Origin of the sequence: Bacteroides congonensis (assembly GCF_900130125.1) — a bacterium.
Taxonomy (GTDB): Bacteria; Bacteroidota; Bacteroidia; order Bacteroidales; family Bacteroidaceae; genus Bacteroides; species Bacteroides congonensis.
In genome coordinates this window covers 1,546,528-1,570,734 of the sequence record NZ_FQXY01000010.1, presented here as the reverse complement: position 1 = coordinate 1,570,734, position 24,207 = coordinate 1,546,528, and the positions used below count along the sequence as shown (strand labels likewise).

The window sequence follows — 24,207 nt, the reverse complement described above, 5'->3', positions numbered from 1 at the left end:
AAAAAGAGGCTTCCGACAGTCGAAAGCCTCCAGTTCTATCTATCAAGTTAAAAAAAACAATAAGAGTGCCAACATTAAAGCTCTCCCCCTCCGGTACTGACCATACCGGAGAAGGTAGAACTTAAAAAACAATTGTGTTAAATTACAGGCAAACTCTTACTTCTATATAAAACCTATTGAAAAAAATCCATTTTACACGTATCCTATTGAGTTACTTTACAGAAACGAATATTATACTTTCTACTACTATCAGAGACATCTCCACCATCTTCAACACCACTACCCATATCCTTTAAATATCTCCAACGATTGGCAGCGTTAGTAAATTCCTTCGCCCAATACCATCCCGCTGAAAAATCATTCTTTCCATTATTATAAGCAGAACGAAGTTGCTCAAGCCCCGGTACCGCCCACGTACCATTACCTCCCTCATTCAATTCCGCCAATGTACTTTCGACATCCGTCCAGCAAAGGTTCTTATGCAATAGCGTAATACGGCCGATTTCTCTCGTTTCTTCTCCATAAGTCACATTCAAGATATACTCACCCGCTCCGCTAACTTTTACAGTAGCCCCCTCGGGAATTCCATCATCCACATAACTTACCTTTCCGTCAGCAGATACCTGCATTACTTTACGTCCCATTACTTTATGACTCCATTGATATGTAGCTCCTTCATAAACAGGTGTTGTAATTGTCAATTCCTGTTCTCCGGCATAAGGGGCAGGAGCCGCCATCAAGCCCACACTGAACGGATCAGTCGGATCGTACTCAAACGGCAGAATCTTGAGTAATCTTACCGAACGCATTGTTGATTTCTCAGGAGCCCAAGTCGGAGCATTTTCCCAATAAGGATCGAAGAAATAAACATACGCCCAACTTGTAGCACTTTCTTCACTGGTCCAATAACTGACAGCCGATGCCTTCTCCGTCACCTCGTCATAATAAAAGTCATTAATATCATTATTATATAACTCTTTCATCTGTTCTCGGTTGGGCAATGTCCACAAATCACTTCCCAGTTCCCCTACTTTTGCCTTAGCCTCATCCCAAGTCATTCTTGCATGTTTCACAGTCAGTGTAGCAACATCCTTCGATACTCCGTCCTTACCTACACTCAAAATATATTTCCCTGCACCAGTCACAGTCACAGAAGCACCCTCTTCGATGCCATCCTCCATATATTTCAATTTATTATTAGACAGACCAAGCAGCGTAGTGCGTCCTGCACGTTCATGTCGCCACTGATATGTATATTCCGGATACACCGTACTAGTTACTTTCAGTTCATGTTCATTGAACTCGCCCGTATCAGTAGCAATGACAGTGGGATAATAAGGAGAATGATATTGTAACTCCATGCCTTCACCATCTCCGGAGAAAGCAATATCAGCTATATAAGAAGCCCCCTCGCCCGACAGTTCAATCCCGGTTTCTCCTATCTCAGTTTCGTTGCCACTCTCATCTTTAGCAAACAGTTTCAACTGCAATGAAGGATTGGCAGGCAACAGCACACGCGCGGAAAACGTTGTAGCATCGCCATCTACAGAAACCCAACCTTCACCATCCGTATCCGTTCCTTTCATCACAGTTTCCAGTTCACCTGCTTCACCCGACGGATGCAGATTATAGCCATAAACAGAAGCCCCGCCCTTAATTACTACTTTTACCTTCACAATATCTCCTGTCGTGGACATACGTGCAGCAGGGTGCAATAAATTAAATGTATATTCACAGCCTATCGGCTTCAATGCAACAGGAACCGTATTAATAGTGCTTCCCATTGTGAAATTTCCCGTAGCCGCCACTATGGACGGTATTTCCCCCGTCATATTCCCGTCTTCATCCGTCAGTTTTAAAAAGGCATCCGCCATTTTAGTCTCCCCTTCCTTTAGGGCGAGCTGAGGCAACTTTTCATTACTTTCTGCACCGAGACAGAGATAAGTGTAGTTTCCGGCCGGCACTTCAAGGCTTCCGTTACCATTAAAAGTAAGTGTCTGGGTGTACACATTATCACTAAAAAGACAAACCTTATAAACAGCAGGTCTCATAACTTCGGGTGTTGTCATCCCTTCCAACACATCAGGAGCTTCAACGGTGAAAGTGAAATCCAGTGTTTGTTTCCCGTCATAGACTCCGATCGTTTTCAGATCACTTTCACATGACATCAAAAGAGATGTAAATAATGTAGCCAATACTATTTTGCTTTTCATTATCATCATTTTTTTAGGTTCTAATTATTAGTAATCTTCAAATCCTTATCCACACGCACTATATCCTCAGGCTTCATATGCTCAGTCACGATATTCATGCCAAGCACATCTTTCCCATACCGGTTGCCGAAGATATCCGCTTGCTTACAACCGTCAAGATAAAACATCGTTTCCCGATAGAAAGGAGCGTAATTGTACGAACGTTCCACTACATTTCCGGCAAACGTCAATCCACGTACAGCACGTGCGTAAAGCAGTGCATAGTCATAGTGCCTGAACGTATTGCCTTCGATACGTATATTCTCATGATAACAGAGCGCATGATCGGAGTCAGGACGATAAGAAGGCGTGACAGTGATGACAGCCTCCCCCCATTCGTGTCCGGAAGTGAAACAATCTTCAAAAACATTATTTTGTATCCGGACATCCTTGCAACTACCAGACTCATACCAGTAATCGACATCCCCTTCTATCAGAATAGCCGCACCGGCGGTACGGAAATAGTTATTTTCGATCGTCACCTTTCCGGGAGTCGTCACAAGGATTCCTCTCGCACGGTGTTTTTTCAGTATACGGCAGTTACGTATCTCAAAATCAGCCAAGTAAGATTTATTTTCCACAAAATCCCCGGCTGCGATAGACACAGGCATAGGCTTTTCCAATGTCACCAAGCGGCTCGTACAACCTTTATCATCCGTTTCCTTACGGATTGCCTTAATCCGGTTCACCACTCCCCGTTTCAAGGAGTCATGCTTCAGAAACCAAAGTTCGTCTCCTGCCCCGATAGTCATATTCTGCCGTTCGGAACATCCGGTGCGGAAAGTATATTCATCCACTATATCAGCTATTTCCACATACATGCCATGTACATTGATAAAATCATCTCCGTGACCGGTATGCTCACAACTGTCTACCTTAATCAATCCCCTACAAGCATTGAAATGGAAAGCATCTGCTATCAAGCTGAATACCCGTCCTTTCTTTTCATTGACTTTCATATTCATGTTACAAATCGTCACATTCTCGCAACGAACTCCCACCAATCCATGACTGGGACAATGATATATATCAATGTCTCTAAATGTCACATCTTTACTGCCGAACATGTAGAATCCATCCGTCATATACCGTCCATGCCACAGGGCAATATATGTGCCCAGCTCAGGTTCGAGAGTCCTCGAACCAAAGAAACGAACCACTCCCGGAGAAATCTCACGCGCTATGCCCGAAAACAAATCACGTCCCATTGGCATATCACGTGTCCGGTAAACAATTTCCTGACGTTCCTTATCATACAGGTTATAAGCGTGAATACCCTGCTTCCACCCTTCGCCAATACCCCGGAACACCGAATCCTGAGAAGAAATTTCATACGGATAAGCTACCGCATCAATAGCAAGATCCACATATCCGTCTCCCAACTCCATGATTTGCCCTTGCGTAATGTAAGGACGCTCCCAGTCAATGGAAAAATTGCGGACAGTAACATTGGAGCATGAATCAATAGTTCCGATAACCAATGGTCCATGAAAGATAAATTCAGCACCATTGCCATCAATAACAAGATTCTTCATGCTTTGTACATCAAAAGCCTTGCTTACTCCCTGCAAGGAATCTACATAGAAATGATAAGTTCCCGCAGGAAAAAACAATTTGGCAGAATCCATCTTCGCAGCTGCCGCCAATGCATCCCGCACGGCCAATGCCGTATTGACCGAACGTTCACCGGAGACAGCTCCGTAGTCACATATATTTAATTCATAAGAACGGGTATTACAAGCAGCCAAGGCACAAAGCAGAAAAAACCACCCTGTCATCTTACAAATAAAATTCTCCTTATACTTTTCTATCATATATCCGCCCTTATTAATAGTTCACCGCTTGCGGCCGTTCGTCAATCGCCATATTAATCTCAGGATAAGCTCCACCGGGACATAATACTTTGCCCTTGAACCCCTTCGACTCATCATAATAGCATCTTATCCAATCCACATCCATCTTAGGAAGCTTGTTCGGATCCGTTTCATTCACCCATGAAGGCAACCAATTATCCACATCATTTGCCCCATCCTTATTCCATCCAGAAGACCAAGCAGCATTTCCGCCACCATCTTTTTTCTGCATATCCAAGTTCAGAATCAAACGGAACCCGTGAGGGTTGGTAAACCAAGTGTAATTCCAGTCCGCCATCGTGCCCGTTATTGCTTCGTCAGTGAAAGGAGCCCACAAATTCTGGTCATTCCAGGGACCCCTGCCAATGCTGATACTACCTCCACCATTCACCGTTCCATAAGTCTTGCCATTCATGCCAAACTTTATCTGACCGGTAGTCCACTCCATCCAATAAATATTATATTTGGTATAATCCACCCCATCACTTTGATGTAAATAATAACCTGTAGTCTTAGCATGACCGGATGTAGACTCCAAAGAATGCATGGTCGAACAAACTACATTATCCTTAGGGTTCTGAGTCTCCAGCAAGTCTATCTCGCCACAGTTGGGCCAGTTCAGGAACGGCCATAAGTCTCCATTCTGACCATCGTAGGTATAATAGCGGTTGGACATAAACCAAAGGGCATTACCCGGATTATACTGCTCCTGCTGATTTTCCAGCCGCATACGTATCTCGATACGCATCCCCGGACGGAAATCTGCCCAATGAGTACCGACATGTGGAGCATCCGATATTATACCACCCACTTCCCAGTTATTATACATATCAGGATTTGGATTATTAGCCAAATAATCACTACGCCCCATCGGGAAGTAAAGAAAGTCCTCATCATCTATCTTATTCTTTACACTCCTGCGCGCCCACAATTCCAAATGTCCGGCCCCCGTCACACGGGTTGTACTCTCTTTGGTAAACGTACTGTTAAGCTGCATATGGAAGTTCTTGTACTTCTCGAATCCGCGTGGTTGCGGATTTTCCGGGAACACATTGTTGGGCTGGGCATTATAACGATGAAATTCATGTGATGTATAGAATTTCCATCCCGCAGCAGCCAGACTCCCATTCGGATGTGAATCTCCGGGACGCATATTCGCTTCCAGCCCCGTATTGTCAGCATACAACGTAGAACGGAATTCTTTATCGGGACGAGAATAGACAGAACGTTCGTCCATATTCCCCGGCGCAGCCTCCACATCCAAATCCTGCCGGAGAAGCGTGCGGTATTTCGGTTCCAACAGTTCTATATCCGCCCCCTCAGCCGGTTCGAGAAGTATGGTTATATTTTGCCGGTTGCTTCCGGACTTCACTGTTATCTCTTCAGATTCCGCCTTCGACTCGACAAAACTCAGTTCGGTAGGGAAATTATCAAAAAGTCCGTCCGCATCCAGTTCCTCTCCGTCATCGTTTACCAGTTTCACAGAAATAGTAGCAGGAGTTATCAACATCTTGTTCTGATTAAGATAAGTTACTTTTATCTTGAATTTATCCGATGCCCACAACTCAGTCCCGGCATTTTCAAGAGAAACCAGTGCCGTGTTTTCCGCCATATCATCGCCCGGTTTATTAGTACCACCGGATAAGTCCGGAGCAGGAAGTCCCGAATAATCGGGGACAAGCAATTCTTCACCACAAGAAGCCGATATGAAGGCAACAATAACGAATGTACCACCCGCCAAGACTCTTTTTGCCATTCGGCCTAAGATATATTTATTCAGATTCATCTTTTGTATTTAATAAGGTTAAACATCTCTTGTCAATATCCCGGGTTCTGGTTCAGCACGCCGCCATATTCACTGATATAATCGATAGGAATCGGGAAACGGGTCTTATATCCGTACACTCCCATGTTATTAGTCAGAATGTCCGAGCCCGGAGTTGCAGCAGCATACTCTACAAACTTATCATGACGTACAAGATCCATAAAGCGATGCCCTTCCAAGAATAGCTCAAATCCTCTTTCTTTCAAGATCTTCTCACGAAAACGTTCCTGGTCATCCTGATGCGCATAAGGTGTCAGTCCGGCACGTCCACGAGTGTACTCAAGCCATTGATAAGCGTTTTCCGGATTACCTTCCAGTTCGTTAACCGCTTCTGCCATGGCAAGCATCACATCTGCATAGCGGAACACGACGAAATCATGATTGGACGATTCGCCCACCTGATTGGGGTCCATGTCATACTTGAAAGGAACGGCTCCTTTCTTAAAGGTCTTGGCATCCGTATTATCACGATTATAAAGCAATCCGTCAATACCGACAAAAGAAGTGATGATATTCTCCTTATACCGTTTATCATTCTTATCGAAAGAATCGACAAAATTCCAGGGGAGCGCATATCCTTCCGAAGTCTGAACCTTGTATTTCTGCGTATCCGGGTGCAATGCAGGCATTACGTGCGCATGATATTCGTTGCCGTTAATGCCGACTTTCAGAGAAACGGCATAGATAATCTCGTGGTTATGCTGATTGCTGATACTAAACACGCTAGTATAGGTCTTCTGCATCTCATAGTATTTGAGGTCTATGATTGCCTGTGCATATTGCTTCACAGCTTCCCAACGCGTCCGGTTGTCATATTTCTTTCCATTGATATCTCCCATTTTATCCCACAAGCCAGCATTGCCCACCATAAAGGTTTTCATCAGAATCATATTTGCGATACCCTGATTCATGCGGCTTTTATCCGTACACTCACTGGGGTGTTTCAGAAGGGGCAGTGCTTCTTCTATCAGCTTCTGGATCATGCCGATATATTCCGCGTCAGACGAACGGGGATAGAATGTCATGTCGGTAGTGTCCAGTACCTTATCCGCGGGAATCACCGGTACCGGCCCGAATACGGAATAAAGCCGGAACATCATATACGCCTGCGCAGTCTTCGCTTCGGCTATCATTTCATTTTTCACCTCATCGGAAATGCCGTCAGCAGATTTAATCCTTCCGACAAATGCCTGAGCACGGGTGATGAACTTATATTGTCCGAACGGATCCAGGTTTTCAGAAGCCCAAAGCATATTAGAGTTATTATACTGATGCTTGTCAAAACGATCCCAGTTCCAATAGCAATCCATTACGTCAGTCGCCAGTTCGGGGAACGTAGTCATTGCCCCCATCAACATACCGTGGAACAGTCCGCCCGAACGCCCTGCCAACGGATCATAAACCGAATTTAATGCTGCTTCCCAGTCTTTCTTGGTTTGCGGGAAGACATCTCCGGAAAGTAGAGAAGAGTCTTCTTTGTTCAACGTACAGCAGGACAAAGAGCACAAAAGCAATAAGTTTGCCAGTATATAGTATATCTTTCTCATCTTCGTTTATAAATTAATGTGTAAACCAATAGTATATGTATGGCTGTTAGGATAGCTGAATCCATTATTGTCCGTTTCAGGGTCAATTCCCAAATAAGGAGTAACCAGGAACGGGTTCAACAGGCTGACATATACACGCACTGAATTGATTTTGTATGCCGGAAGGCTGAATGTATATCCCAAGTCGATGTTACGCACACGGATAAACCATGCTTTCTCCATATAAAAGTCACTGGCAAACTCTTTTCCCACTCCATACTTACGTTGTAGCGAAGAAGGATACTTACCGTACTGATGGTCACTGTTCCAGCGTTCTTTCACTTCCACCATTTGGTTGGAACCCTCAATAAGTATTCCCGCGTCAGTCAGAGTCGCTGCCAGTCCGTTCTGTTTCCATTGATTGAACTTACCGTACATTCCGATGTTGAGGTCGAAATTCTTATAACGGAAAGTATTGTTGAAACCAATCGTATAAGGCACGTTGACCGCCACTTTCTGCAAATCAGCCTCGTCTATCTTCCCGTCCGGCTTTCCGGTACGCAAGGGATATCCGTCCTCATTGTACATTATATTGCCATCTTTTGTCATATAACCGTCCACATCGGCGAACAGGATAGTCCCGGGCACGGGATTAGACGTATAGCTCACGCCATTTCCCGGTTGAATCAGCCCCATGGAGACAAGTCTCCACTCTTCACCCATATACGCTTTTTCAGTCTCGTAGATTTTCGGTACCCAGTTGCGGTCGCGTTTAAGCCAACGGTCACGATAGAAAGTCAAAGTCATGCCAGTATTCCACTGGAAATTTTTTCTTTTAATAGTTTCCGTATTGACAGAGGCTTCAAAACCGTAAGTCTGTTTCTTTGCGTCAAGATTGACAACCATGCTGGTGACCTCACTGGCAGACGAAAGACGGCGTACACCAAGAATGTCCGATATGACACGGTTAAAATAATCAAGACTACCACTGACACGTCCATTCCAAAGCGAGAAGTCCAGACCGATATTAAAGTCTGTCTGCGTTTCCCATTTCAGGTTCGGGTTACCTAATGCATAAAGTCCGATAGCCGTATTATAGGTGTCACCGAAAATCACATTCCCACTTTGCCTATACACATTGTAAGGATAGGCTGTGAAAGCATTTCCGTTATCGTCCGTACCGCTGAGGTTGTCGTTACCGGTCTGTCCGAATCCGGCGCGTAGTTTCAACTGGTCGACCGTCCCTTGCAGACTCTTCATAAATTTTTCACGGGCGAAGTCCCATCCCACAGAGATACCGGGGAAGTACCCCCATTGATGATTCTTACCGAACATGGACGAGCCGTCAATACGGAAGTTGGCAGTCAGGAAGAAACGTTCGTCAAATGTATAGTTGACACGTGCATAGTAGGACAATGTTTCGGCAAACGTCGAGCCTGAACCGACAGTCGGCTTACTGCCTGCACCGGCACCCAAGTTATTCCACGAGAAACTATCAGACACGAAGTCCGTGTTGCCTGCCAATAAGTATTGTGTCCCCATCTTCATATATTCAGTACCGGCCGAAACAGCTAAATAATGCCGGTCGTTCAACATGGTACTGTAATTAGCACTAAACTGCAACTGATAATCGGTTTTCTCATTATGGCGCCTATCCGCCTTACCATTGTTGGCTCCCCCTACCTGCGTAGAAAGAGGTGCATAATAATATCCCTCACTCTGGCTGAAATCGGTTCCAGCCACACCTTTCAGTTTCAGATTCTTAATCGGTTCGTATTGAAGAAACACATTGGCCAGGAAGCGCGTAGTACGTGTTTGGTTGGTCAGTTCCAGTTGTGCCACCGGGTTGGGTTGGTTAGTGCCAAGCACTTTCTTCGAGTAGTCACCGTTTTCGTCACGTACCGGAAGATTGGGCGAGAACATATAAGCACTTTGCAATAATCCTGACGTCAACCCGTATCCGCCGTTGTCCATAGCCACGTTATCCATATCAATGCGGCTGAAGTTCAGACTCATGCCAGCTTTCAACTTCGAATTGAAGTCCTGGTCAAGGTTTAATTGGCCCGAAAAACGACGGTAGTCATTATCCTTGACAACCCCTTTGTTGACATAGTAGTTGACAGAAGCCATGTATTTGGTCTTTTCACTTCCGCCGTTGACGCTGACGCCGTAGTTCTGTGTCATGCCCACCCGGAGCACTTCATCCAGCCAATTGGTGGAATAAGGATTTTCCCGTATACTTGCATCCGAAAAAGTAGGAGTATAGTTAAAGTCGGACATTTTATTAGGCCCGTAAAGTCCTATCTTATTCGTGTACATAAATTCCTCCAGGTTCGCACGGTTCACTTCTGTCATAAAATCGGAGCCGGAGAGCACATCGGGCAATCCGTAAGCCTTGATAAAACCGGTGTTCGCAGTAAAATCCACACTTACCTTACCCGCCTTGCCACGCTTGGTCGTGATAAGAATGACCCCGCCGGCAGCACGTGTTCCATATACGGAAGTAGCCGAAGCATCCTTCAGGATGTCAATACTTTCGATGTCGTTAGGATTGATAGAAGCCAGTGTAGCATCCGTACTTCCACTGCTATAGTCGCCGGCAGTAGCATTAGAAAAACCCGTCACCGGAAATCCGTCGATAACGATAAGCGGCGCCCGGTTACTTGCCGAACCACGAATCTGCATATTGACCGCCCCGCCCGGTTGGGCGGAGTTGATAATAGTGGACAAACCTGCCGCCTTTCCACTGAGAAACTCCGATACGGAAGCCGCACCTGCCTGAGGGATATCGCTCATCTTGACATTGGTGATAGAACCGGTAATTTCTTTCCGCTTCTGCTGCCCATATCCTACCACTACCACTTCTTCAAGTTGCTTGGAGTCTTCCTGCAACACAACTTTGTAAAAAGTACCGGCACTCGCCTTTACATCTTTTGAAAGGTAACCGATATAGGAAATCTGCACATCTGAATTTTCCGGTATCTTAAGCGAGAAATTTCCGTCGATATTGGTAATAGTCCCCAACGAAGTCCCCTTGACCAATACGCTGGCACCGATGACAGCCTCGCCCTTTTCGTCAAGGACAACGCCTTTCATCTCAATCTCCTTTCCTGTCTTTTTCGGTTGTTGGGCTTTCCCGACTTCCTTAAATGTAAGTGTGATATATTTGTTGTTCTCCACGTAAGCAATGTCCGTCCCTTCGAACAGGATGTCCAGCACCTTTTGGATGGGTGCATTTTCTTCTCTGACAGTCACTTTCCTATCCAAGCCCTTCAAATCATCACTGTAGAAGAATTTATATTCGCTTCCTTTCTCTATAGATTTCAGGATTGACTTTATAGGTTTCTTGATTTCATTTACACTGACTTGTGCAGAGACGCTTGCACACATACTGAACAATATCAATATGCATACAAAATTACAGTACAGTATTTTCATTGTATCCGATTTTTAATTAATATAATAAGGTAGTTCTCAAGCTTTTACAGTAATGAAGAGCCTCTTCATCACTATACAGAAATTCAATGTTCATTAGTCTTTCCGCATCATACAAAATTTAGGGTTAATACTCATTCATTTGAAAACAGCAGTTTTATTGAGCTCTAAAAAAAACTGTATCAGACCTTTGTTCGCATTCGACGTGCGAAGCTAACATTAATGCCTCCAGCACCGATGCGAGATTATCACTTCGCAGGTATCCTGTGAAACGTTTCTCCTTCACCTCTTCCGACTCGAAGACCACATTCAAGTGATAGATGCGTTTCAACCGACGGACAGCCTCCTCCAGTGTTTCTCCTTCCAAATAGATATTACCGTTTTTCCATTCCCCGAAGCGCCGGCTGTCAATACATTCTTCTTTGGACAAGCGATTTTCCGCCTTATCGAAAAGAATCTTTTCATCAGGTAATAATATCGTTTTCCGGGAATCCCGTTCTATTTCTACTTTTCCTTTTACCAGTACAGCCGATGCTTTCTTATCCGATTGATAAGCACAAACACCGAACTCCGTACCTAATGCTTTTACTGAAAAATATTCTGTCTTTACGATAAAAGGAACATCCGGATTTTTTCTTACATCGAAATAGGCTTCACCCTCCAGGTGCAAGGTTCTCTCTTTGGTATTATAATCAGTAGCATAGCTCAACCGGGACTCCGAATTGACCCAGGCGACAGAACTGTCGGGGAGAATCACCATCACACGTTCTCCCTTATTGGTAAGAATGGCAGTTGTTTGCAAACCGGAAGAGCGGAAATGCATCCGGTCTGAATAATAATATCCCGTCAAAAACAGAAAAATGGGAAAGAAGATAACAGCAGCATATTTTGTCCACCGCATCCATTTTCTGCGAACGGAAAGTTGCATCGTCTGCCCGGACTTGTCCATCAGCAGATAAATACGGTTCAAGATGCGTTCCTTAACTTCCGACGGTATCTGATTGGGAGCAGCTTCCCATTCTTCATCCATCCATGCATCTATGTACCGGGAATCCTTTTTAATCCACTCCAGCAATATATGTATTTCGTCCTTTGTCGCAGTGCGAGCAATGAACTTATGAAATAATTCTATAAAATATAAATTATCCATTTCTCTTCAATTTATATCTTATACAACTACCTCACATTATTTCCGTGATTACATCATGCTATATTTAACACAAATAAACAATTGAGTCGGATTATCAACTCAAGAATCCCCCTAAAGCTATCATTATAAGAACAAAGTCATATTCACTGGATACTCTTTTGCGGATATAAGCAACTGCTTTTGTCAAATGTGACTCGACTGTATTTTCCGATATCTGTAACCGGGCGGCTATTTCTTTATTCGACAGGCACATCTTCTTACTCATGATGAATACCTTACGCCGTGCCTCCGGCATTTGTTCTATCACAGAGTTGATAAAGTCATCCAGTATTTTATAATCAACCTCTTCCTCCACCGAGTTAGAAGCCATCGGGCGTGAAGCTAAATTCTCCTGATAGAGAAACTCTACCATCTGATGTTTGAAGTGATTAAGCAACATATTTTTTGCCATCGTAGAAAGGAATGACTGAAAAGACTTGTTTACGTCAATCTTATGATGCATTTCCCACACTCTCAAAAACACGTTTTGAGTTATATCTTCAGCTAAATATTGATTATTGTTGGATATTTTAAGGATAAAACTATATAACTTCCCACTATATTGGCCATATAATATAGATAAGGCTTCAGCATCGCCTTCATGCAACCGATGAAGTAAAGTGTGGTCTGTCATTATATAATAATTAATGCCGAATTATTAAAAAATCAATCAAGAAAGGATGTCTCTTTAACAAAGACATCCTTTTATATAAAACTTAATCTTTTAGAAAATATAAGCAACGGATACTTGCCAAGTCTTGGTTTTGTATGAACCGTCTATTCCTTCAAGCTTGGCAGTGTCACCCAACGGGATGTTATAATTGGCACCAACCTGCAAATGATTGAGCAATTTCACACCCGCGCCAACGTTAATACCGACTTCGGCTTTCTTCTTGTCGGTTTTTACGCCTTCAATCGTTTTATTTCCCGCAAAATCGAAATAAAAATCAGGGCCGGCAGCAATATAAAGTCCCAACAGACTTCCCAAACCGATGTTATACTTCAAGTTGACCGGAATATCAAGACCGTTTTGCTTGACTGTGTATTCATCATTCCCCTCAGACACTTTTATACCTCTTTGGGCAAAAAGCAGGGAAGCATCTACCCCCAATCCTACGATTGGAATATTAAACTCAGCCATCGGTCCGATAAAGAAACCGGTAAAGTTATCCTTCTTAAAGTTTTCGCTCACATTAGAGAAACTTGCTTTTGACAAGTTCAAACCTCCCTTTACACCAAAGTGTATTTGCGCCTGAGCAGGCATTGCCATACCAATGCATACAGCAATCATTAAAGCACCAAAAATCTTTTTCATAAATTTACGTGTTTATAATTCGGGACAAAGATATATAATTAGAATAAATAAACACAATTTATCGGTTTTTTGTTCGCTCAAAGTCGTTGTAGTTCATCCAAGTATGCCCCTCGCTTTGCAAATATACGTACAATTGTAGATAAATGCGAAGGTGATATGCGTAAAGCCATCTTCTTTGTCAAAGAGACACTGCAATTCAATTGAAGCCGTTCCGTTCTATGCCGAAAGTTCTGTATTATCCGACCACTCTCTCCTATATAAAAAATGAAAATCCTCTTTCAACCTATCACCATGCTCCACAAGCCCTTTATTCATCGTACTTTTAGAGCGGTGATAGGTTGTTGGCAACCTATCACCGAATCTATCACCTATCACCGCCCAATTTAGATAAAGTCTACTGCAAACATAATCAGACAGCCAGAGGCTATTTCTGTTTCATGTAGTGAAACAAAGTGTTTCATGCCTTGAAACGAAGTGTTTCAAGTAATGAAACATTTAGTTTCAAGCCGCTGAAACTATAGTTCCAAGCGTATGAAACTAAAGTTTCCTGCCGTAGGAACTAAAGTTTCGACCGCTGAAACTGGAGTTTCAAGGCAGGAAACAAGTGATTAGACCGTATGACCGGATAAGTTAGCAATTATTCCCGCACGAAACAAAAGATATAATAAGTAAAATCGCCGGAGCAGATATGAATCCACTCCGGCAATTTCCCTATTGATTCTATTTCCACTTACTATAACATCAATCAACTATTCGGATGAATGTCCAACTTCACCGGTTTTATCATATTCTCCGGTTTCAGAATGGTATCCAAATCTTCTTTGGAAAGGATATTATGTTCCAGTACAAGTTCATAAACTCCCTTTCCTGTCTCTAACGCTTCTTTGGCAATCTTCGTAGAGTTCTTATATCCGATTACCGGATTCAAGGCTGTCACTACTCCGATGCTGTCGTGTACGTCCCGACGGCATTTTTCTTCATTTGCCGTGATACCGTCCACACACAAGGTACGCAAGGTATCAAAACCATTCATGAACAAGTCGGCCGATTCGAAACAGCATTGCGCCATCACCGGTTCCATTGCATTCAGTTCCATTTGGGCGGCTTCGCCGCTCATCGCTACGCAGAGGTCGTTTCCTATCACCTTATAGGCTATCTGGTTCATGACTTCGGGAATCACCGGATTTACTTTTCCCGGCATGATGGAAGAACCCGGTTGCATAGCCGGCAAGTTAATCTCTCCCAATCCGCAACGGGGGCCGGAGGCCAACAGCCGCAAATCATTACATATCTTATTCATCTTGACAGCCACACGTCTCATGGCAGCCGAATACCCTACCATGCAGGAAGTATCCGAAGTAGCTCCTATCAGGTCATCCGCGAGTTTTATATCCAGTCCGGTGATTTTGCGCAAAGCGGCGATACACTTTTCGGCATAGCCCGGTTCGGCAGTGATACCGGTTCCGATAGCAGTTGCTCCCATATTGACCGTCAGAAAATCCTGTGCGGCAAAGTCGAGGTTCTTCACTTCATGTTCCAGGATGCTTGCAAATCCGTTGAATGTCTGTCCGAGGGTCATCGGCACAGCGTCTTCCAACTGGGTACGCCCCATCTTAATCACATGCGCAAACTCTTTTCCTTTCTTGCGGAAAGATTCTATCAACTCGACAAAATGTTTCACCAGTTTCAGGTGAGTATAATATAAACCTATGTGAATAGCGGTAGGATACGCGTCATTGGTGGACTGCGAACGGTTCACATGGTCGTTGGGAGAACAATACTGGTATTCGCCACGCTGATGTCCCAACAATTCCAACGCACGGTTGGCTATTACTTCATTGGCGTTCATGTTCGTCGTGGTTCCGGCTCCGCCCTGAATCATGTCGACAGGAAATTGTTCGTGATGTTTCCCTTCAAGGATTTCCTTACAAGCTTTCAAGATAGCGTCTGTCTGTTCCTCGGTCAGCAAATCCAGTTCACGATTGGCGATGGCAGCCCCCATTTTCGTGATGGCCAATGCCTGAATAAATAAAGGATACTCATTCAAATGAAACTTGCTGATGCGAAAGTTTTCAATACCACGGAGTGTCTGTACTCCATACAATGCGCTCTCAGGCACTTCACGACTTCCTATCAAGTCGCTCTCTGTACGAGTTTTTTTTGATAAATTCTGTTCCATATCGGTTGTTTTATAACAATAACATTTTAGTTAGTACTTATATAACCAACCAAGAAGGTTATTGTTTTTATAAATATGCAAAAACTATTCAATAAGTTTTTTGTTGTTAATACAAGAAAAAGAAAATACAAAGAACGAAAACACTTATCTTTGTGTTTAAACTTAAAATAAGAAACAACCTATGATATTACAATTAGCATTTGTTCTGACTGCCATTATTATTGGCGCACGCCTGGGAGGCATCGGTCTTGGCGTTATGGGAGGCGTTGGATTGGCGATACTCACGTTCGTTTTTGGTTTACAGCCCACCGCCCCGCCTATCGACGTCATGCTGATGATTGCCGCCGTCATCTCGGCAGCCGCTTGTATGCAAGCTGCCGGCGGGCTTGACTACATGGTAAAGCTGGCAGAACATTTGCTACGCAAAAATCCGTCACATGTCACCCTGTTAAGCCCGTTGGTTACTTACCTGTTTACGTTCGTTGCCGGAACGGGACACGTGGCTTATTCCGTATTGCCCGTGATAGCGGAAGTCGCCACCGAAACAAAAATCCGCCCGGAACGTCCGCTCGGCATTGCGGTCATCGCTTCCCAGCAAGCCATCACGGCAAGTCCTATCTCCGCCGCTACTGTCGCCCTGCTCGGATTGTTGGCAGGATTTGATATCACCCTCTTCGATATTCTTAAAATTACGATTCCTGCGACTATCGTCGGTGTACTGGTAGGCGCTTTATTCTCCATGAAGGTCGGCAAAGACCTGATAGAAGACCCCGAATATCAGAAACGGCTGAAAGAAGGACTTTTCAATGATAAGAAAGTGGAGATTAAAGATGTCAAGAACAAACGTTCAGCCATGATTTCCGTCATCATCTTTATATTGGCAACTGCCTTTATCGTACTCTTCGGCTCTTTCGAAGGGATGCGCCCGTCCTTCCTTATCGACGGCGAAATTGTTACATTGGGCATGTCGTCCATCATCGAAATTGTCATGTTATCGGCAGCAGCCATCATCTTATTAGTGACAAAGACAGACGGAATCAAAGCAACGCAAGGTTCTGTATTCCCGGCCGGGATGCAAGCGGTTATCGCTATCTTCGGTATTGCCTGGATGGGCGATACCTTCCTTCAGGGAAATATGGCGCAGCTTACTTTCTCCATTGAGGGCATCGTACGTCAAATGCCATGGCTTTTCGGAATCGCGCTGTTCGTGATGTCTATCCTGCTATATAGCCAGGCAGCCACCGTGCGGGCACTCGTACCGCTGGGCATTGCGCTGGGTATCTCCCCATATATGCTGATTGCCCTGTTCCCCGCCGTAAACGGATATTTCTTTATTCCGAACTACCCCACCGTGGTAGCCGCCATCAATTTTGACCGGACGGGGACAACAAAAATCGGCAGATATGTGTTGAATCATTCGTTCATGATGCCCGGACTGGTATCGACAGCCGTCGCAATCGGGTTGGGACTGCTTTTTATACAAATATTCTAATATATATTATTAACCTAAACTTCATTCAGTTATGAAACAATTCAAGAGATTTGGTCTGGTAGTATCAGCACTGCTACTTACCGTAACAATGGCATTTGCCGCAAAACCGAATATTCATATTCTTGCCACCGGAGGAACCATTGCCGGCACGGGAAGCTCTGCCACCGGAACCAGTTACACGGCAGGGCAGGTTGCCATCGGCGCATTGCTCGATGCTGTTCCCGAAATTAAGGACATCGCCAACGTGACAGGCGAGCAGATTGTAAGAATCGGCTCACAGGACATGAACGATGAAGTATGGCTGACACTCGCCAAGAAAATCAATGAACTGTTGAAGCGGCCGGATATCGACGGTATCGTCATCACTCACGGAACGGATACAATGGAAGAAACGGCTTACTTCCTGAACCTGACCGTCAAGAGCGACAAACCGGTAGTACTGGTAGGCGCCATGCGTCCTTCCACCGCACTAAGTGCTGACGGCCCGTTGAATCTTTACAATGCCGTAGTTACCGCCTCTGCCAAAGAGTCCAAAGACAAAGGCGTATTGGTTGCCATGAACGGACTTATCCTCGGAGCAGAAAGCACAGTGAAGATGAACACCGTCGACGTACAGACTTTCCAGGCTCCCAACTCCGGTGCACTGGGTTATGTCCTGAACGGAAAAGTATTCTACAACCAAGTGACTCTCAAAAAACATACAACCCAGTCTGTATTCGATGTAACTCACCTCACTTCACTGCCTAAAGTCGGTATCGTATACAGTTACTCCAACATTGAAGCCGATATGATGAATCCGCTGCTCAACAACGGCTACAAAGGAATCATCCATGCAGGAGTGGGCAACGGAAATATCCACAAGAACATCTTCCCGTCATTGATAGACGCCCGCAGAAAGGGAATCCTCGTTGTCCGTTCTTCCCGCGTACCTACCGGACCGACCACCCTTGACGCAGAAGTAGATGACGCCAAGTACCAGTTCGTAGCTTCACAGGAATTGAATCCGCAAAAATCACGCGTTTTGCTAATGCTCGCATTGACCAAAACCACTGACTGGAAACAAATTCAGCAATACTTTAACGAATACTAAAAACCTGACCGACTTATGAAAAAATTAGTCCTTATGCTGCTCCTGGCGGGCAGCATACAGGGAGTATATGCACAAAAAACAGAGAAGAAAGACAAATTCTCGCCCAACACTCCCTTATTTGAAGAACTGACAGACGTAAAGAAGAAAACGGATAAGTTCAATCTTTACCTGAATATGCAAGGCAGTTTCGACGCGCATTTCCGGGATGGTTTCCAGGAAGGTGACTTCAACATGCACCAACTCCGTATCGAAGCGAAAGGAAACATCAACAACTGGCTCTCTTACCGCTATCGCCAGCGCCTCAACCGTTCGAACGACGCAAACGGCATGATTGACAATCTCCCGACTTCCATCGACTACGCAGGTATCGGCATCAAGCTGAACGACCAGTTCAATCTTTTCGCCGGAAAGCAATGTACCGCTTATGGTGGCTTCGAGTTCGACCTCAACCCGATTGATGTCTATCAATACTGCGACATGATTGATTATATGAGTAACTTTATGACCGGATTGAACGTAGGCTATAATGTCACTCCCGACCAACAGCTCAACCTGCAAGTCCTGAACAGCCGCAACGGTTCTTTCGACAGCACCTACGGAATCACGGAAGATGCCGAAGGAAATATCCCCGACCTGAAATCCGGCAAAATGCCATTGGTTTATACTCTGAACTGGAACGGTAATTTCAACAATGTATTCAAAACCCGTTGGTCGGCTTCCGTCATGAACGAAGCCAAGAGCCATAATATGTATTATTATGCTTTAGGAAACGAACTGAACCTGGGGAAATGGAACGCTTTTGTGGATTTCATGTATTCGAAAGAGGATATCGACCGCAAAGGTATCATTACCAATATCGTAGGTCGCCCGGGCGGACACAACGCTTTTGATACCGGCTATCTTTCCGTAGTAGCCAAATGCAACTATCGTTTTCTGCCGAAATGGAACGCCTTTGTGAAAGGTATGTATGAGACGGCTTCCGTCACCAAGGCTTCCGAAGGAATCGAAAAAGGAAACTACCGTACTTCCTGGGGTTATCTCGCAGGTGTCGAATTTTATCCGATGGAAACCAACCTGCACTTCTTCGTCACCTACGTAGGGCGTTCGTACGACTTCACTTCCCGCGCCAAAGTGCTGGGACAGGAGAATTACAGTACCAACCGCATTTCTGTTGGTTTTATCTGGCAAATGCCAGTATTCTAAAATACAATAGAACATTAAAAATACCCGATAGCCTTTGTACAGCTATCGGGTATTTTTATATGTTCAGTTCTCTGTTTACGTCAATACTCTTCCTCGTTAAAGAAAAAATCTTCCTTACTTGGGTAATCCGGCCAAATATCTTCAATACTTTCATAGATTTCGCCTTCATCTTCCATCTCCTGGAGATTTTCAATAACTTCAAGAGGAGCACCCGAACGCATGGCATAATCAATCAATTCGTCCTTGGTTGCCGGCCAGGGAGCATCTTCCAGTTTTGATGCTAGTTCCAATGTCCAATACATAATTTTGAGTATTTAAAGTGAATACTAAATTTGTCTTGCTTTCTAATTTTTCGGCAAAAGTATAATAAAATCTATCATTTCCAACTATTATCCCAAAATATTTCGTTGTTTTGTTCATCAAAATTAATTTTTCGGGATAAAACAAACAAATAATCTGATAATCTGTTGACAAAAGCTAATACTTCGGGCGAAATTGTACAAGTTTCGGATAAAGTAAGAATACGTCTTTCGGCTCTCCGGCAAATCGTCCGGCATACGTGGCAGACAGCCGCTCCGCGACTTCCGCCCGGAATAATAAAGGCACAAAGTTCCGGCAGCTGTTCGTCCAGTTTGTCAATCTCCCGTTCGATACTTTCCACATCTTCCGAAGTGATGACACTGGCAGCTTTCAGTTGTGTTTTTTCCTGATCGGTGGCAAGATGCGAACCAATGGCAAATAGCTTATGCTGAATCCCCAAAATAAAATCACGGTCTGCCTCATCCAACAGATAGGTATGCAGCCATCCCAAATGAGAATTCAATTCGTCCACTGTGCCGTAGGCTTCCAGGCGGATATGCGTTTTCGGTACACGGCTGCCGCCCACCAGGCTGGTAGTGCCCTTATCACCGGTCTTTGTATATACAAGGCTCTTTTTCATAATCTTCTTTTTTTAATCATCTATATAAGGTAAACATACAAAGGTTATCAGAAGTTGACTATATAATGCTGTTTTATTTTTGTTTTATCAAAAAAGAGCAAACCGAGGTCGTATAAGTCAAAAGTAATCCCTACCCGCTCGTCCTCTTGCAATCGTTTCCACAGCTCTTTCATCTCTTTCGAGTAACAGATTCCCTGTATCACAAAGACACTTTTCAAGGTAGTCCGCCGTGCACAAATCCTGAAAACTTCTTCCTGCAATTCCGGATTCCGGTAATCATTCAGATAGAGAAAATCGACAGGCGTATCCGCATCAAGGAAAAGTTCAGAAAGATCGGAAGAGAAGAGATAAGAAGCGGAAGGTTTGGCGGATTGCAGGTAGAGGGAAGTCACCGAAGGACGCCCCACCTCAACAATGGCAGCAGGCTGCATCCTGTTCACCAACCTGAACAAGAAACGATTTACTTTTTGTGTGCCCTTACTGTACCCACGTTCCCTTACCAACTTTTTCTGTTCCTTTTTCAAAGAATCATAAGCATAGTAAGGGAGCTTTTCATATATCACATCTGTTATCAGACTGAAAGCAAAAGGGGAATGTACCCCATATCCGCAACGATAGCGGAAACGGGAAAGCCAGATAAAAGGTCTTTTTATACAGAGTAGAAGATTCATAAAACCATCATTCGTTTTTTATTCGTAACGCAAAGATATGTTTTTTTATTTCACAGAAGCAAACCAGGAAAGAAATGTTATAAATACTCGGCAACTTAAGGAAGCGGATTTCATTAGAAAAGGGTTGGTTCCGCAAGGAACCAACCCTCATTACTCATCTATTCCAAGTTACTACTGTAGTCTGAATACCACAGGCACAGTATATTTCACTCGAACTTTCTTACCATTCTGTACTCCGGGCTTCCATTTCGGCATAGAGCTTATCACACGGATAGCTTCTTTGTCCAAATAGGCATCCACCCCTCGTACCACTGCCGGATTCGTAATCGTTCCGTCTTTGTCAACGACAAACTGAACAATCACTTTTCCTGCTGAACCCATTTCTTGAGAAATAGTCGGATACTTGATATTCGTACCCAAATACTTCATCAAAGCAGCCATGCCACCGGGGAAGTCCGGCATGATTTCTACATGTTCATGTATTACATCTTCATCTACCTCTTCTGCTTCCACAACTGGTGGTATCCAAACAATGTTAGGAGTCGCGTCCATATCCTCTCCTACCGTAGAAACATCATCTGCCACCTCTATATCGTTTTTTACTATTTCTAATATATCTACGACCTTAGCTTCGGGAGGTGGAGGCGGTTCCAGTTTCTCTTCCGGAAATGTGATTGGAACTAACTCTGTAACAAAGATGGATTCATCATCTGGTGATAATGCCGCAATCCTGACATCATGTTGTGTCCATTCGAACGAAACGAACATGAAGGCAAGCGCAACAACCAAACCCATCAACAACCAAGAACCTCGTTGATTCTCAATTGCAGCCTTTTTTGATTTCTTGGCTTCCATAAAAAATGTGTTTAAGTAATTAATAATAGAAAATATATAGTATATATACTACTTTTCGTTTTTCTTCTTAAAGCATTACTTAAAGTGCTCTCTAGCTGCAATAAATATAGTATTTTTATGGATAGACTGTTACATTAGCTCTTGTTTATTTTATTCTTTTTCCTTCTTTTGAATAAAATTTATGAAAAGAACCGACTATTCCTCATCCTCAGTAATTTTGATTTTGGCACACCCACTCCAAAGTACAAGGGTTCAGAATGTAGTCATAAAAGTCCAAGATTTTTCATTCTCAATAAGCTGACGGAATTTTATCGCTCTATCCAACTTTTGGTATAGCAGAGCCGTTCCAAAAGCTCATCATGTAAGTAGAAAAGAAAAAACTAGGATTTAAATTGTAATTTATCTATATTGTACGAATTATCAGTAAAATTGCCTATCTTTGCGAATGGATAGAGATCGCTCTTACCAAGAACATATTTAGAAAAGAAAGAAGCGTTATGTTTATCTTGTAGATGAAAACCTGAGAAATTTTCAAATGAGCAAGGATAGCATAGTGGTTCTCACGCTATAAGCGTGGGCTGCTATTACTACATCTGCTCATTAGGTTTTCTCAGGACCTTCATCTTAGATGTGACATTGCAGTTCCACGCTTTCGTTGTTTAATGTAAAAGCCTTTGGGAACTGAAAGGCCAATATTTACGTATGAAAAAAATCCTTTTATGTTTATTTGTTGCCGCATGTTTCGCTTCATGTAGCAACAATGATGAAAATGCATCTATCCAGCTGACGGGAAATACAACAACCTCGCAGACTGTGTATGCAGATGAAACGAGCAAACCGGAAGGTATCAAATTCACCGCTACTGCTCCATGGACAGCTATGGTGAAAAATGTGACAACAACTCGTAGTAGTGAAGTCGATTGGCTAGCTTTAAACCTGTATAGTGGCGATGCAGGAGAATACACTTTGACCATGACGTTACAGCCGAACTTAACAGGTAAAGACCGAGTAGCTGAAATTGTAATCACTTGTGGAGACACGGTTATCCGTATCAGAGTGGAGCAAAAAGAGACTAAGGCAAATGGTGAAAAACCGGAAGTATCAAAAATGCGTTTTGTGGACAATATCGTTTGTAAATGGGAAGATGCAAAAGATGATTGGAGACAAGAAATTACAGAATTCACATACAATCTGGACGGTACCGTAAAACAGATCAGCACTTACGGTGACTTTAACAACAATAATATCATTGACGCTGACGAACGCAGAGATGGTTTGGATTGGAAAACGGAATTTACATACGATGCAGCCAATAAAAAGGTGCATACTAAATTTACAGAATATAATGAAAAAACACATGAAGAAGATTACCAAACCGGTGAACTCATACTTAATGCAGAAGGATATGTTACAAAGGCAAGTTATAAAACAAATGATAATGGTACAGTAGAAACATATCATGAAACATATCATATTTCCTATCAAAATGGTCATGTCATTTCAGTGGAAGCTACCAAACCGGATAGCGATTCAAAATATATAGAAAAGCCGGAATGGCAAAATAACAATCTAGTTAAAATTACGTGCGGTAGCGGTACTGAACAAATCTGGGGGAATTCCGAAGTCACTTATGGCGAAGAGTTAAATCGTCCAGATGTCTCTATAGATTTAAATTTCATTATCGCAAACACAGAATGGCTTGACTGTTTCTGTGAAGATGGAAACTACGGCTTGAAAGTTTGTGATTTTTTTGGCAAACGCAGCAAGAATATGATGGTGAAAGAAAAATCACATAATAATGCAGACAGTCAAGTACATGAATATTCCCACACTTACGGTAAGGATGCAGAAGGATTTATCAATAAAATTACGGTTGACAACAATAACGGTGGTCCCCAAAGTAATGCAAACGCTGTTTACATCATCAACTACAAGAAATAAGATAAAAGAATACAATACGTTGACTCAACTCTGAATGTCTTTTGAGGATATTATCCAAACTGAAATCCCTTTCAACTATCAGCAAAGCAACGGGTTACTAAGAACATAAAAAGAAAAGTTCCAGCTTGGGAAAGTTCGGAACTTTTCTTTACCTGGAAAATTCCTTCCGCAAACTTTTTACCTTTCCTCAAATCCTAAACAAATACCCTTTATTGCCAATCATTACTTTTATTACTAGTCTTTATTTCTATTACTGGTCTCTATCTTGTCAAAACTTATAGTTTAGTGCAACAAAAATCCTTATTCACTGTACTGAAAACTCTTAATTACAATGATAGACTTGTAGCTCATTACCATGAGCTAAACATTCTTTTTTCGATAGAAAAAGAACGATTAGCCACAAATAAAGATAAAATCTGAATTAGCAAAAAAACACTCAAC

At 43.3% G+C, this 24,207-nt stretch carries 17 protein-coding genes; 4 read left to right on the top strand and 13 right to left on the bottom strand.

The genetic code is table 11. From position 1 onward, the window contains the following. Window positions 1-203: 203 nt before the first annotated feature. The 9 genes from BQ7997_RS17090 to BQ7997_RS17050 form a co-directional block, all read right to left on the bottom strand. A complete protein-coding gene (locus tag BQ7997_RS17090; protein WP_139260924.1) occupies window positions 204-2,213 on the bottom strand; it encodes a hypothetical protein in 2,010 nt (669 codons plus the stop codon). A gap of 20 nt (window positions 2,214-2,233) precedes the next feature. Then, window positions 2,234-4,066 carry a right-handed parallel beta-helix repeat-containing protein gene (locus tag BQ7997_RS17085; RefSeq protein WP_073347338.1) on the bottom strand — a complete coding sequence of 611 codons (1,833 nt, stop codon included), beginning with the start codon at window positions 4,064-4,066 and terminating at the stop codon, window positions 2,234-2,236. 13 nt (window positions 4,067-4,079) lie between these two features. Continuing rightward, on the bottom strand, window positions 4,080-5,861 hold the full coding sequence (locus BQ7997_RS17080) for a DUF5014 domain-containing protein (RefSeq protein WP_159436779.1): 1,782 nt from the start codon (window positions 5,859-5,861) through the stop codon (window positions 4,080-4,082). Between the two features lie 62 nt (window positions 5,862-5,923). Further along, window positions 5,924-7,477, bottom strand: coding sequence for a RagB/SusD family nutrient uptake outer membrane protein (locus tag BQ7997_RS17075; RefSeq protein WP_083589278.1), 1,554 nt, complete (start codon window positions 7,475-7,477; stop codon window positions 5,924-5,926). Between the two features lie 6 nt (window positions 7,478-7,483). Beyond that, a complete protein-coding gene (locus BQ7997_RS17070; protein ID WP_073347335.1) occupies window positions 7,484-10,894 on the bottom strand; it encodes a TonB-dependent receptor in 3,411 nt (1,136 codons plus the stop codon). Between the two features lie 154 nt (window positions 10,895-11,048). Further along, window positions 11,049-12,041 carry a FecR family protein gene (locus BQ7997_RS17065; RefSeq protein ID WP_073347334.1) on the bottom strand — a complete coding sequence of 331 codons (993 nt, stop codon included), beginning with the start codon at window positions 12,039-12,041 and terminating at the stop codon, window positions 11,049-11,051. A 94-nt stretch (window positions 12,042-12,135) separates the two neighbouring features. Continuing rightward, complete coding sequence (locus BQ7997_RS17060) at window positions 12,136-12,714, bottom strand: RNA polymerase sigma-70 factor (RefSeq protein WP_073347333.1); 579 nt, start codon at window positions 12,712-12,714, stop codon at window positions 12,136-12,138. 90 nt (window positions 12,715-12,804) lie between these two features. Continuing rightward, window positions 12,805-13,395 (bottom strand): porin family protein, encoded by a 591-nt coding sequence (locus BQ7997_RS17055; RefSeq protein ID WP_073347332.1) that lies wholly within the window; start codon window positions 13,393-13,395, stop codon window positions 12,805-12,807. A gap of 745 nt (window positions 13,396-14,140) precedes the next feature. Next, window positions 14,141-15,574 (bottom strand): aspartate ammonia-lyase, encoded by a 1,434-nt coding sequence (locus BQ7997_RS17050; RefSeq protein ID WP_073347331.1) that lies wholly within the window; start codon window positions 15,572-15,574, stop codon window positions 14,141-14,143. 181 nt (window positions 15,575-15,755) lie between these two features. Between BQ7997_RS17050 and BQ7997_RS17045 the strand changes: the two genes are divergently transcribed. From BQ7997_RS17045 to BQ7997_RS17035, 3 genes are read left to right on the top strand one after another with little or no spacing between them, the layout of a single operon-like run. After that, window positions 15,756-17,066 carry an anaerobic C4-dicarboxylate transporter family protein gene (locus BQ7997_RS17045; RefSeq protein WP_073347330.1) on the top strand — a complete coding sequence of 437 codons (1,311 nt, stop codon included), beginning with the start codon at window positions 15,756-15,758 and terminating at the stop codon, window positions 17,064-17,066. 31 nt (window positions 17,067-17,097) lie between these two features. Beyond that, entirely contained in the window at window positions 17,098-18,156 is a 1,059-nt protein-coding gene (gene ansB, locus BQ7997_RS17040) for an L-asparaginase 2 (protein ID WP_022139041.1), read from the top strand. Between the two features lie 15 nt (window positions 18,157-18,171). Beyond that, the gene (locus BQ7997_RS17035) at window positions 18,172-19,359 is read left to right on the top strand and encodes a porin (protein ID WP_073347329.1); all 1,188 of its coding nucleotides are present in this window, start codon (window positions 18,172-18,174) and stop codon (window positions 19,357-19,359) included. A gap of 80 nt (window positions 19,360-19,439) precedes the next feature. Here BQ7997_RS17035 and BQ7997_RS17030 read toward each other — a convergent pair whose 3' ends face one another. From BQ7997_RS17030 to BQ7997_RS17015, 4 genes are all read right to left on the bottom strand, one after another. Further along, window positions 19,440-19,661, bottom strand: coding sequence for a DUF2795 domain-containing protein (locus tag BQ7997_RS17030; protein ID WP_002558131.1), 222 nt, complete (start codon window positions 19,659-19,661; stop codon window positions 19,440-19,442). Window positions 19,662-19,735: 74 nt separating this feature from the next. Next, window positions 19,736-20,299 (bottom strand): cob(I)yrinic acid a,c-diamide adenosyltransferase, encoded by a 564-nt coding sequence (locus BQ7997_RS17025; protein ID WP_044654204.1) that lies wholly within the window; start codon window positions 20,297-20,299, stop codon window positions 19,736-19,738. A 47-nt stretch (window positions 20,300-20,346) separates the two neighbouring features. Then, window positions 20,347-20,970, bottom strand: a complete 624-nt coding sequence (locus BQ7997_RS17020; protein ID WP_073347328.1) for a hypothetical protein — start codon at window positions 20,968-20,970, stop codon at window positions 20,347-20,349. 171 nt (window positions 20,971-21,141) lie between these two features. After that, entirely contained in the window at window positions 21,142-21,825 is a 684-nt protein-coding gene (locus BQ7997_RS17015) for an energy transducer TonB (protein ID WP_073347327.1), read from the bottom strand. 702 nt (window positions 21,826-22,527) lie between these two features. Between BQ7997_RS17015 and BQ7997_RS17005 the strand changes: the two genes are divergently transcribed. Next, window positions 22,528-23,766 carry a BACON domain-containing protein gene (locus BQ7997_RS17005; protein ID WP_073347326.1) on the top strand — a complete coding sequence of 413 codons (1,239 nt, stop codon included), beginning with the start codon at window positions 22,528-22,530 and terminating at the stop codon, window positions 23,764-23,766. Window positions 23,767-24,207: the final 441 nt, after the last annotated feature.